Here is a 12,057-nt window from a genome sequence, read left to right as displayed (position 1 = left end):
TCGGCTTCTGCCTTCTCAGGCGCTCGTCGCTTCACATTTCGCTGTGCAGTTTTCAAGGTGCCGGCTCCCTCTCGGGGCCGTGCGGCCTTGCCGCCGCCTACGACGGCCTCGGCTGGTGGAGATGAGCGGGCTCGAACCGCCGACCTCCTGCTTGCAAAGCAGGCGCTCTCCCAGCTGAGCTACATCCCCACGGTGCAGCCGGACGGCGATGGTGGGCCCAGGTGGACTCGAACCACCGACCTCACCCTTATCAGGGGTGCGCTCTAGCCGCCTGAGCTATAGGCCCATCACGGATCCACGCGCGAGGCCCGGATCCCTGAGAACTAAACAGTGAGCCTTTTGCGGAGACTGACTCGAGGTTGAGCGAACCTGGTCATCGGTGGGGGAGGGGAGTCGTGCGCTCCTTAGAAAGGAGGTGATCCAGCCGCACCTTCCGGTACGGCTACCTTGTTACGACTTCACCCCAGTCATCGGCCCCACCTTCGACGGCTGCCTCCCTGGCGGGTTGGCTCCACCGGCTTCAGGTGTTGCCGACTCCCATGGTGTGACGGGCGGTGTGTACAAGGCCCGGGAACGTATTCACCGCCGTTTGCTGACCGGCGATTACTAGCGATTCCGCCTTCACGCAGGCGAGTTGCAGCCTGCGATCCGAACTGAGGCCGGCTTTGAGGGATTGGCTTCCCCTCGCGGGGTCGCAACCCGCTGTACCGGCCATTGTAGCATGTGTGTAGCCCAGGGCATCCAGGGCATGATGATTTGACGTCATCCCCGCCTTCCTCCGGCTTGTCGCCGGCAGTCCCCCGCGAGTGCTCGGCTCGCCCGTTAGCAACACGGGGCAGGGGTTGCGCTCGTTGCGGGACTTAACCCAACACCTCACGGCACGAGCTGACGACAACCATGCACCACCTGTGCCGGCTCCCGGCCCCAAGGCCGGGTCGGTCGCCTTTCGGCTCCCTACCTCCGGCATGTCAAGCCCTGGTAAGGTTCTTCGGTTAGCATCGAATTAAACCACATGCTCCACCGCTTGTGCGGGCCCCCGTCAATTCCTTTGAGTTTCAACCTTGCGGCCGTACTCCCCAGGCGGGGTGCTTAATGCGTTAGCTGCGGCACGGAGGGCCTACACCCCCCACACCTAGCACCCATCGTTTACGGCTGGGACTACCAGGGTATCTAATCCTGTTTGCTCCCCCAGCTTTCGTGCCTCAGCGTCAGGTACCGTCCAGGTAGCCGCCTTCGCCACTGGTGTTCCTCCCGATCTCTACGCATTTCACCGCTACACCGGGAATTCCACTACCCTCTCCGGCCCTCAAGACCGCCAGTCTCCTGAGCCCTTCCCCGGTTGAGCCGAGGGCTTTCACCCAGGACTTAACGGCCCGCCTACGCACCCTTTACGCCCAGTGATTCCGGGCAACGCTCGCCCCCTACGTGTTACCGCGGCTGCTGGCACGTAGTTAGCCGGGGCTTTCTCCGGGAGTACCGTCCTTGCTCGTCCTCCCGAACAGGGGTTTACGACCCGAAGGCCTTCGTCCCCCACGCAGCGTCGCTCCGTCAGGCTTTCGCCCATTGCGGAAGATCCCCGACTGCTGCCTCCCGTAGGAGTCTGGGCCGTGTCTCAGTCCCAGTGTGGCCGACCACCCTCTCAGGCCGGCTACCCGTCGTCGCCTTGGTGGGCCGTTACCCCACCAACCAGCTGATGGGACGCAGGCCCCTCCCCGGGCGACCCTCTCGGGCCTTTCCTGCACCCAGGATGCCCCAGGTCCAGCGCTCCGGTATTAGCCCCCCTTTCGAGGGGTTATCCCGAACCCGGGGGCAGGTTGCCTACGCGTTACTCACCCGTCCGCCGCTGACCCGGCCCCCCGGGTCGCCCCGGGACGCCCGGCCCGCTCGACTTGCATGTCTTAGGCACGCTGCCAGCGTTCGCCCTGAGCCAGGATCAAACTCTCCGACCAAAGCCTCGCACCAGCACGGCCAGGCCCCCACCGGCATCCGCCCGCAGGCTGGCCCCGCCGCACCAGCGCCAAGCCCTCGACCGTCGACTCCCAGACCCTGGCTCCGGAATCACCAGACCTCCTCGGCCTGGGCCCGCCACCGACCGCCAGGCTGACCCTCCCTCGGCCCGCCTCGCGTCCGGCTCACTGTTTAGTTGTCAAGGATCCGAGCCAGCGGCTCCCTCCGGACAGGTCGCCCCCGCCTGCTCGAGTCGGGTGGCCGCCCACCGATCCGGAAGGCACCGCGAGCTGCAGCCACTCTCCTGTGGCCGTCGCAAGCGCTATTCTAGCCGGTCACCCCTCCCGTGTCAACCGCGACCGCCACCGATCCGCTCGGGTCGCTCCCGAGGCCGTCATCGCCGTACGGCGGGCTTCACGGCGGCTGCCCACCTGGCCCTCGCCGCAGCAACTCCTGGCTCGCCTGGAGCAAGAACTGGGGCACCCGCCCCACGACCTGCATCTCGAGGACGGGCACCCTGGCCCGCACGGCCACCTCGTCGCGCACGAACGGGGCGACCACCGCCACCCTCACCGACAGGTCCACCCCGATGCGGTGCAGCGTCTGGTTGACCCCCGCCTCGACGAACTCGCTGTAAGGCTCGACGGTGAAGGCCCCGACGCTGACGAACCGCACGGGCAGCATGGGGCCCCGGCCGCCGAAGAGCCGCAAGCCCGTGATCTCGCCCAGCGGCACCGTCGCGTCGGTGATGGTCAGCTCCCGCAGGCGCTGCTCCAGCACCTGCGCGGTGCGGGCCAGCAAGCCATTGATGATCAGCCAGTTGTACTCGATCCCCACGATCTCGCCCTGGCTGCCCTGCCGGTACGCGACGAGGGGCGCCGTCCCCGTCGCGGCGCTCATCTGCTCGGCTGCCTCGGCGACCACGCCCGTGGCCATCAACGTCATGCGGTGCACGGCCCACCGGTCGATGCTGGGCCCCAGGCTCGTCTCGAGAAGCCAGCCCGTGGCCGCCGCGAGCAGAGCGGTGGCCAGCAGGAGCCACCCCGCTGCCGTGCGAAGGCTTCTGCGACGGGTCAGCATCCTTCCCATTGCCCCCGGTGGGCCGCTTGCCGTCGGCCGCCGGCCTCAGCATATGATCGGAGCGCGGCGGCCTGGCAGACGGGCCTGGAGGCGACCAGGCCCCGCCGGCGCACCCCCGGAGACGGCCAGATGCCCGCCGCCGTCGCCGACGTACTGTGATGGGCCTGGCTGCGGAGGGAGTCGATGGGAGTGACGACACGGGCCGGCCGCTCCGTGCGGCGATGGATGGTGGTGGTCCTGGCCATCGTCGCGGCATCCACCCTCGGAGCGGTGGCAGGGGCCGTCGCGGCGCTGGTGCGGGCGACCCCGGATCTGGAGGACCTGCGCTACCGGCCGCACCAGACGACTTACATCTATGACCGCAAGGGGCGGGTCATCCGCAGCCTCTACATCGAAAACCGGGTGCCCGTCAGCATCGACCAGATCCCCCGGGTGATGCAGCAAGCCATCATCGCGGTGGAGGACGCCGACTTCGAGAAGCACCGGGGCTTCGACGTGCGCGGCATCCTGCGTGCCCTGTGGGTGGATCTGCGCGAGGGTGGGGTGGTGCAGGGTGGCAGCACCATCACCCAGCAGCTGGCCAAGATCATGTTCCTCTCGCACGAGCGCACGCTGACGCGCAAGCTACGGGAGCTCTTCCTGGCCATCGAGCTGGAGCGCCGCTTCACCAAGGAGGAGATCCTGGAGACCTACCTCAACGAGATCTACTTCGGCGCGGGCGCCTATGGCGTCGAGGCGGCGGCGCAGACCTTCTTCGGCAAGAGCATCCGCGAGGTGACGCTGGCGGAGGCCGCCCTCCTGGCGGCCATCCCCCGCAGCCCCTACTACTACGATCCCTTCCGCTACCCCGAGCGGGCGCTGGCGCGGCGCAACTTCGTCCTGGACCGCATGGTGGAAGAGGGCTACATCTCCCCCCGGGCGGCGGCCGAGGCCAAGGCGCAGCCCCTGGGCGTCGTCAGCCGCAACGACGGGCGCGACGTCTCGGCCTCGTACTTCGTCGACTACGTGCTCCAGCAGCTGTACGAGCGCTTCCCGCCCGACGAGGCCCGTGACCGCATCTTCGGCGGCGGGCTGCGCGTCTACACCACCCTCGACCTCGATCTGCAGCGGGCCGCCGAGCAGGTGGCCGCGCGATTCCCCGTGGCCAGCACCGATGCCAACGGGCTGCCGCAGCCCCAGCTGGCCATCGTCACCCTGGACCCCCACACGGGCGACATCCTGGCCATGGTCGGGGGGCGCGGCGAGGGCAACAAGTTCAACCGGGCCGCACAGGCCACCCGTCAGCCCGGCTCGGCCATCAAGCCCTTCATCTGGCTGGCGGCCATCGACCGGCGCGTCGCGACCCCGGCCACCGTCATCGAAGACAAGCCGCTGCAATACACCCTGCCGGACGGCACCGACTGGGAGCCATCCAACTACGACGGCCGCTTCGTAGGGCCCGTCACCATCCGGACCGCCCTCGAGCACTCCATCAACATGGTGGCCATCCAGCTGCTGGAGCAGGTGACGCCGGGCGTCGTCATCTCGTACATGAAGCAGATGGGCATCACGACCCTGGTGGAGCCGCCCCGGGAGCCCAATGACCGCCACCTGGCCCTGGCGCTGGGCGGCCTGACCCGAGGCGTGACGCCGCTGGAGATGGCGGCGGCCTACGGGGTGCTGGCCAACGGCGGCATCCTCTCCCGGCCGCGAGCCATCCTGCGCATCGAGGACGCCAACGGCCTCGTGCTCGAGGAGACCCAGCCCCGCCAGCAGGTGGTCGTCTCCGACGTCACCGCCTATCTCGTCACCGACATGATGCGCGGCGTGGTGCAGTGGGGCACGGGCCGATCCGCTGCGTTGCCGGGCGGGCGCCCCGTGGCCGGCAAGACGGGTACCACCGAGGATTACACCAACGCCTGGTTCGTGGGCTTCACGCCCGATCTGGTGACGGCGGTCTGGGTGGGCAACGACGAGCAGCGGGTGCCCATGCGGCTACCCGACGGCACCAACATCGGCAGCGGCCGTGCCGCCCAGCTCTGGCGTGACTACATGCAGGTCGCCGTGCGCAATCTGCCGCCACGGGACTTCCCCAAGCCGGCCGGCATCGTGGAGGGGGTCCGCATCGACACCAAGACGGGCCTCCTGGCGCCGCCCGACTGCGGGATCCCCGAGTCGCAGACGCGTCTCGAGATCTTCGCCCCGGGCACGCAGCCCACGGAGGTCTCGCCCAACTGCCGGCGGTCGTGGTTCCAGTGGCCCGACTGGCTGCGGCGACCGTTCGAGGGGCTGTTCCCGCCGGATGGCTCCCGGGAGTGAAGGGGCTCAGGCGAGTTCGGCCACCGTCACCCCGTCGCCGCCCTCGGCCGGCCCGGCCGGCGCGAAGCGGCGGATGCGACGGCTCTCCCGGAGGTAGCTGCGCACGGCGTCGCGCAGGGCCCCCGTGCCCTTGCCGTGGATGACGCGGACCCGCTCGATGCCCGCCAGCACGCAGTCGTCCAGGTACTTGTCGAGCTCGGCGCGAGCCTCCTCGGCGGTCAGGCCGCGCAGGTCGATCTCCGGCCGGATCGTGACGGCCTTGGCCCAGGAGGCCGATCGCCCCGGGGAGCCCGTCGGGCGATCGCCCGTGGCGCCCGTCGCCCCGCCGGGAGCTGCCGTGCCCCTCTCGTCGGGCGGGGCGAGCCACGCCAGCTGATGGACCGGCAGGCGCGTGCGCACGGAGCCCACCTGCACCGTCGCCTGGCCCTGGCCATCGGGTGGCTCCACGACGACGCCCACCGACTGCAGGGGCAACACCCAGACCCGCTGCCCGGCCGCCAGGGACGACGGGTCCTCGACGGGGAGCATCGCCCCCGCGTCCACCGCTGGCTCGTCGGCCCGGCCCGCGCGCTCACCGGCCTCCGGACCCCACCCGCCGGCCCCAGGGAGTCGAGCACCCCCGGACCCGCCGCTCCAGGCGGCCCGCGCGGCAGCCAGCTCGCGGCGCAGGCGCTGCAGGTCCACCACTCGCTGCGCGGCCGACTCCGACTGCGCAGCCTCCCTGGCCTGCCGCAGCAGGGACTCGATCTCGTGGCGGGCCTGGCGGGCCAGCTGGCTGGCCTGCTCGAGGGCCCGCTCGATGGCCTCCTGGCGCCGGGCGCGCAGGCGGTCCCGCTCCTCGCGGGCCCGGGCCAGCAGAGCCCGGGCCTCGGCCCTGGCGGCCGTCGCCTCGGCCAGCCGCTGGCGAGCGGCCTCGAGGGCCTGGTGGAGCTCCTCGACGATCCGGTCGGCGCGGACTCGTTGGGAGCCGAGCCGATGGCGGGCGTCCTCCACGATGGCCTCGGGCATCCCCAGCCTCGCGGCGATGGCGAGCGCCTGGCTCTGGCCCGGCGCCCCCAGCACCAGGCGATAGGTGGGGCGGAGGGTCTCCAGGTCGAAACTTACGCTGGCGTTGGCCATCCCGGGCTGCGTGTGGGCCAGCACCTTGAGGTCGCCCAGGTGGGTGGTGACGACCACACGCGCCCGCTTGGCCCGCAGATGATCGAGGATGGCGCAGCCCAGCGCGGCTCCCTCCGCGGGGTCGGTGCCAGCCCCCAGCTCGTCGAGCAGCACCAGCGTCGCGTCGTCGGCCTCCTGCAGGATGGGCACGATGCGGCGCAGGTGCGACGAGAAGGTGCTCAGGCTCTCCGTGACGCTCTGCTGGTCGCCGATGTCGGCCCGCACCCGCTCGAAGACGGCCAGCTCGCTGCCCGGCTCCGCCGGCACGTGCAGGCCCGACTGCGCCATCAACGTCAGCAGTCCGACGGTCTTGAGCGAGACGGTCTTGCCCCCGGTGTTGGGGCCGGTGATGACCAGCACCCAGAACGAGCGCCCCAGCTCGACGTCGATGGGCACCACCTCGCCCGTCAGCAGCGGGTGGCGTGCGCCTTGCAGCACGACACGCCCCTCGGTGTTGATGGCGGGCTCCACGGCGCGCTGGTCGATGGCCAGGCGCGCCCGGCTGGCGATGGCGTCCAGTTCGCCGACCGCCTCCAGCGCGTCGACCAGCTGCTCCCCGACGCCGGCCACCTCGCCGGATAGCTGGCGCAGGATGCGCTCGATCTCCTCCTGCTCGGCTGCCTGGGCGGCCCGCAGGGCGTTGTTGGCCTCCACCACCGCCATCGGCTCGACGAAGAGGGTCGCTCCGCTGGAGGAGGCGTCGTGGACGATGCCGGGCACCATGTCGCGGCACTCCTGACGCACGGGCACGACGTAGCGACCGGCCCGGCGCGTCACGATGGGCTCCTGCAGGGCCTTGCGGCCCATCGGCGAGCGGACCAGGCGCTCGAGGGCCTCGTAGATCCGATCGTTGAGACGCCGCAGCCGGGCCCGGATGGCGGCGAGCTCGGGCGACGCCGAATCGACCACCTCTCCGTCGGCGCTGACGGCCCGCCGGATCCCACGTGCCACGCCCGAGGCGTCGACCAGGCGAGACAACCAGCGCCCCAAGAGCGGCGCCGGCCCCTCGGCGCCGGCGACGGCGGCCACCCAGCCGCGCAAGGCGGCGACCGCCTCGATGGCCTCGGCCACCTGCACCAGCTCGGGGCCCGAAAGGGTGCCGCCGGCTACGCACCGTCGCAAGGCTGCCCGCACGTCGGGCACCCCCAGCGGGATGGCGGCCGTCGCCCCTCCCCGCTCCAGCAGGCCGCGCATCTGGGTGGTCTCGGCCAGCAGGCGGCGCACCGTCTCGGGATCGGCGGTCGGCGCCACCAGCTCCAGGCGCTCCTGCCCCATCGGGGTGGCCGCGCGCCGGCACAACGCCTTCACGATGGCCGGATACTCCAGCACCTCGAGGGTGACGGGATCGGCCACCGCGTGGGCGCCCCCGGACGGGAACGACTCCCGATGCTCTGCCTGCGCTGCCACGTCGATGCACCTCGGCCCGACCCGAGCAGGCCAGGCCCATTGTAGCGGGCTGCATCCGATGCGGCAAGGGCGAGACTCCCGCCGCCGCTACGGCCCGCCGGGCAGGCCGCCCCGACGCCGGAGCCGCCGCCAGGACTCCGCCACCCGCTGCGCCAGCGCGGCCCAGGCGAGGCGTCCCTGCTCGCGCCAGTCGCGCAGGCGAGCCAGGAGACGGCTCAGCTGCTCGTACGAGCGCTCGTTTACCAGCAGGTACAGCGCGACCCCCGCGCCCACCAGCGTCACCAGGAAGGCAGCGGCCTGCCAACCCCTGCGCGAGGCACGGGCCTGCTCCGCGTCCAGATCGGGCCTCGGCAGTCCCGGACGGGGTACGACGTCCGCCAGCGTGGCCGCCACCACGTCCCCGAAGAAGCGGGCCCCTGCCTCGGCGTGCGCCAGCCGGTTGTAAGTCGAGCCGACTTCGGCCAGCAGGGCCCTTGGGAAGAGGTCCTGGTTGTAGTCACCGGCCGCGTAGAGGATCCCGCGGATGAGGCCCGGATAGGCCCGGTCCGCGTAGCCCTTGATGGTGAAGGCGAAGGCCTCGTTGGCGGAGAGGTTGGGATTCTGCCGGCCGACCACCAGCAGCACCGACGTCGCCATCTGGCCGGCGATCTCGCGCAGGTAGACCTCGGCGGGCGGCGTGTCGCGGTGCACGTCGAACAGCGCGGCCGGCCGCTGCCGCAGCAGCTCCAGCGCGGTGCGGCGGGAACGCGAGTAGGCCATGCCGTCGTGCGGATCGTGTCGCCGGGTCGAGTGGAGGACGTCGAGGCCGTACCCCCGCAGCACCTGGGCCAGCCGGGCGCCGACCCGGAGGATGTCGCCGTCCCACGGCTCGTTGGTCTGACCAGCGTCGGGCAGGTAGGACTCGTCGGTATGGGTGTGATAGAGCCCGACCCGCACGTCGCGAGGGCGGGGTGCGGCCACCTCACGGGCGCTCGCCGCCGCGACGGAGAGCCCCCGGGCCGGCGCCGGGCCCCCCGACAGGGCCAGGAGGGGGGTGGGCGGGTGGCTCTGCAGCCCGACGCGTCCCACCTGCCGGGCCCGGGCCACGCCGTCTCGCACCCCGGTCACCTCGAAGAGCCGGTCGTCCGGAGCCACGAAGCGATCCCCGGCTCGCAAGGGCAGGCCGGTGAGCAGCAGCTCCTCCCCATCCTCGCTGATCAGGCGGGTGATCTCGGCCCGCTCGTCCTGCCCGAGGCCGCCGACGGCCTCCGCCCGCGCCCCGGCCGTCACCGCGCCCCAGAGGACGCCCAGCGCCAACCCAACGATCGCCAGCGTGCGCACGACCGCCTTGCCGCCACCCCTTCCCCGCGTAGGCTGGCTTCGTCTCGGCTCTCCCTCCCGGGAAAGGGCGGCTCCCTTGGGCAGCGGGTGGCGTCAGCGGGACGGGCACCCACCCGGCCCGGCGGCTAGCTGCGAGGACGGCGCTTGCGGTGAGCCCGCAGGTGGTCGAGGTCGTGCGCGTTGAGGACGTCGCCTGGTTCCAACCCCGCCCTTCGGGCCACCAGCACCCCGTAGCGCATGAAGCCGAGCTGCGACGGCGAGTGGGCGTCCGTGTCGATGACGATGCGCACGCCCAGCTCGCGTGCGCGGCGGACCCAGTGCGGGTCGAGGTCCAGGCGATCGGGACTCGCGTTGATCTCGACGGCTGTCCCCGTCTCGGCGGCCCGCCGGAGCACCCGCTCCAGGTCCACGGCGTAGGGCTCCCGCCGGCCGATGAGCCGGCCGGTCGGGTGGGCGAGCACGTCGACGGCGGGATGCTGGCAGGCGGCCAGGAGCCGCTGCGTCTGGCTGGCCTCGTCCAGGCGAAGCCGGGAGTGGATGGAGGCCACCACCCAGTCGAGACCGGCCAGCACTTCGTCCGGATAGTCGAGCGACCCGTCGGGCCCGATGTCGACCTCGGACCCGGCCAGCAGGGCCACGCCGGTCTCTTCGGCCACGGCCCGGATGCGCGCCACATGGATGGCCAACCGGTCGGGTGTCAGCCCTCGCGCCACCACCAGCGACGGCGAATGATCGGTGACGGCCAGGTACTCCAGGCCACGCTCACGCGCGGCACGCGCCATCTCCGCGACGTCCGCGGCACCGTCGCTGGCCTCGGTGTGGGTGTGCAGATCCCCTCGGATGTCGTCGAGCTGGACCAGCCGTCGCGGCAGCTGCCCCCGTTGGGCCCGCCGCACCTCGTCCTCTCCCCACCGCAGCTCCGGGGGGATCCACGGCAATCCGGCCCGGGCGTAGATCGCCGCCTCTGCCCCGGTCAGCTCGTCCTCTGCCGACGGCTCGGCGGTCGGGCCCGCCGGGTGCGCGCCCGGGGGCCGCTCCTCGGGGGCCTGCCCCCGCTCGAGCCGACCTCCATCGTCCCAGCGCCACCCCCGTCGGGCCAGCCGCTGGCGCACCTCCTCCACGTGGGCGGCCGGCCCCGTGGCGACCAGCAAGGCCAGGCCCTCGACGCCCCGCGGCACGACCCAGACGTCGATGGGCACCGCCGCGACGTCCGAGACCCTCACACGGGCCGTGCCCTCCCACCATCCCGGCTCCACCGTGGCGGTGCTGCCCAGGTGGCGTCGGATCGCCTCGGCCACGGGCCTGACGGGGTCGGACGCGTCGGCAGGGGCCGCCGTCACCACCAGCAGGTCGACGTCGGCCACGGTCGTCTCGGCGCGCCGCAGGCCCCCCGTCACCGCCGTCGCCCCGACACCGGCCACCTGCGCCAGGGCCCGGGCCAGCGCTTCCGCCACGCCCAGGACGTAGGGCAGCGGCTGGCGCCCCGCGAGGCGACGCAGGCGCTCGAGGCCCTCCAGGATGGCAGCCTCCGAGCGAGCCCTCATCCCCTTGAGGGCGCGGATCCGGCCGCTGCGGGCCGCCGCCTCCAGCTCCGCCAGGGAGGCGACGCCGAGCTGCTCGTGCAGCAGGCGAGCCGTGCGGGGACCGATGCCGGGGATGGCCAGGAGGTCGGCCACTCCCTCGGGGATCTGCTCCTGCAGGTGCTCCAGCAGTCCGATGGTGCCCGTCTGCAGGTACTCCTCGATCTTGGCTGCGATGGCCTCCCCGACCCCCGGCAGGTCGCGCAGGCGGCCGTGGCGCGCCACGTCTTCGATGGGTTCCGGGAGCTCGGCGATGAGCCGCGCCACGCGCCGATAGGCCCGGATCTTGAAGGGGCTGTCGCCGAGCACCTCCAGCAGGGACGCGATGCGCTCAAATCGCTGTGCGAGGTGGAAGTTGGTCATGGACATCGGGTGTCGTGAAGATGGGCAGGGCCGGCAGAAGGTCCGGGAAGGCCTGGCGGATCTCCTCCCACAGGGGCGGGACCAGTGCTCGCATCTCGCGAGAGATGACCGAGTCGGAGAGCTCGTCCTGCAAGTCGCCCGGCGGCAGCCCCGCCACCAGCACCACCAGGGCGGCCACCACCCCGAGCCCCTTGATGGCACCCAGCAGGGCGCCGCCCAGACTGTCCGCCCACGAGAGCGGCGAGCGCCTCGCCAGGTGGACGACCATGCCGGTCAGCACCGCCCCGGCCGTCAGCACGGCCGCCACGACCCCGCCAAAGGCGATGGCCAGCGCGGCCTCCCGAGGCAGCGGGGGCACCCGGTCGAGGATCCACCCTCCCAGCGGGCGATACAGCCGCAGCCCCCCGTACAGGGCCACCGCCAGCACGGCGACCTCCAGGGCCTCGTGCACCATGCCCCGCAAGAACCCCCGCAGCACCAGGGCGCCGATGAGGATGATCCAGACGGCGTCGAGCCATGTCCACGCCGGCGGCGTCTCAACGGGGATGGGTACGCTCACGCCGTGACCTCCCTGTCGGGCGATCATCTTGCGTGTCGGCGGCCGGCGAGCGCCGGAGCCGATGCAGCTCCTCAAGGATCTCCAGCGCGCACAGGACCATCGCTTGATGCAGCGCCAGCCGGGGGTTGGCCTCGATGACCGCCTGCAGGCGCCGATCCAGTTCCTCGGCCAGGGCCCGGATCTCGCTGGCGCTGGCCGGCCCTCGCAGGACGTACTCGCTGCCCGCGATCCGCACCCTTACCGGTGGGGGGCGGATCCCGGCGGCATCCCCTCGGATCCTTCCCCGCCTCCCTCGCCCGACCTGTCGGGGATTGTGTTGCAACGATTCGGGAAATGGCGGGGCCC

7 protein-coding genes, 2 tRNA genes and 1 rRNA gene are annotated in these 12,057 nt (G+C 71.9%); 1 reads left to right on the top strand and 9 read right to left on the bottom strand.

All coding sequences use genetic code 11. From position 1 onward, the window contains the following. Window positions 1–113: 113 nt before the first annotated feature. The 4 genes from VLY81_RS05880 to yunB all read right to left on the bottom strand — a co-directional run bounded on the left by VLY81_RS05880 (window position 114) and on the right by yunB (window position 3,027). Window positions 114–189: transfer RNA gene (locus VLY81_RS05880), tRNA-Ala, on the bottom strand. 20 nt (window positions 190–209) lie between these two features. After that, window positions 210–286: transfer RNA gene (locus VLY81_RS05875), tRNA-Ile, on the bottom strand. Window positions 287–408: 122 nt separating this feature from the next. Then, a 16S ribosomal RNA gene (locus VLY81_RS05870) occupies window positions 409–1,949 on the bottom strand. A gap of 412 nt (window positions 1,950–2,361) precedes the next feature. After that, the gene (gene yunB, locus VLY81_RS05865; protein ID WP_324670091.1) at window positions 2,362–3,027 is read right to left on the bottom strand and encodes a sporulation protein YunB; all 666 of its coding nucleotides are present in this window, start codon (window positions 3,025–3,027) and stop codon (window positions 2,362–2,364) included. Window positions 3,028–3,210: 183 nt separating this feature from the next. On the opposite strand from yunB, the gene VLY81_RS05860 reads away from it, so the two are divergent. Further along, window positions 3,211–5,325: a transglycosylase domain-containing protein gene (locus tag VLY81_RS05860; protein WP_324670090.1), complete on the top strand. Its 2,115-nt coding sequence runs from the start codon at window positions 3,211–3,213 to the stop codon at window positions 5,323–5,325. Window positions 5,326–5,331: 6 nt separating this feature from the next. Here VLY81_RS05860 and VLY81_RS05855 read toward each other — a convergent pair whose 3' ends face one another. The 5 genes from VLY81_RS05855 to VLY81_RS05835 all read right to left on the bottom strand — a co-directional run bounded on the left by VLY81_RS05855 (window position 5,332) and on the right by VLY81_RS05835 (window position 11,947). Continuing rightward, on the bottom strand, window positions 5,332–7,890 hold the full coding sequence (locus VLY81_RS05855) for an endonuclease MutS2 (protein ID WP_324670089.1): 2,559 nt from the start codon (window positions 7,888–7,890) through the stop codon (window positions 5,332–5,334). 87 nt (window positions 7,891–7,977) lie between these two features. Then, window positions 7,978–9,210 carry a stage II sporulation protein P gene (gene spoIIP / locus VLY81_RS05850; RefSeq protein WP_324670088.1) on the bottom strand — a complete coding sequence of 411 codons (1,233 nt, stop codon included), beginning with the start codon at window positions 9,208–9,210 and terminating at the stop codon, window positions 7,978–7,980. 125 nt (window positions 9,211–9,335) lie between these two features. After that, on the bottom strand, window positions 9,336–11,153 hold the full coding sequence (locus tag VLY81_RS05845; protein ID WP_324670087.1) for a DNA polymerase/3'-5' exonuclease PolX: 1,818 nt from the start codon (window positions 11,151–11,153) through the stop codon (window positions 9,336–9,338). Further along, on the bottom strand, window positions 11,122–11,712 hold the full coding sequence (locus VLY81_RS05840; RefSeq protein WP_324670086.1) for a CvpA family protein: 591 nt from the start codon (window positions 11,710–11,712) through the stop codon (window positions 11,122–11,124). Before VLY81_RS05840 ends, VLY81_RS05845 begins: the two co-directional genes overlap by 32 nt. Then, window positions 11,690–11,947, bottom strand: a complete 258-nt coding sequence (locus VLY81_RS05835) for a cell division protein ZapA (protein WP_324670085.1) — start codon at window positions 11,945–11,947, stop codon at window positions 11,690–11,692. Before VLY81_RS05835 ends, VLY81_RS05840 begins: the two co-directional genes overlap by 23 nt. Window positions 11,948–12,057: the final 110 nt, after the last annotated feature.

The sequence above is a fragment of the Limnochorda sp. LNt genome, from assembly GCF_035593265.1.
In the GTDB taxonomy this organism is placed as follows: Bacteria; Bacillota; Limnochordia; order Limnochordales; family Geochordaceae; genus Geochorda; species Geochorda subterranea.
Note: the sequence above shows the minus strand (reverse complement) of the source record. Positions and strands in the feature narration are given on the sequence as shown.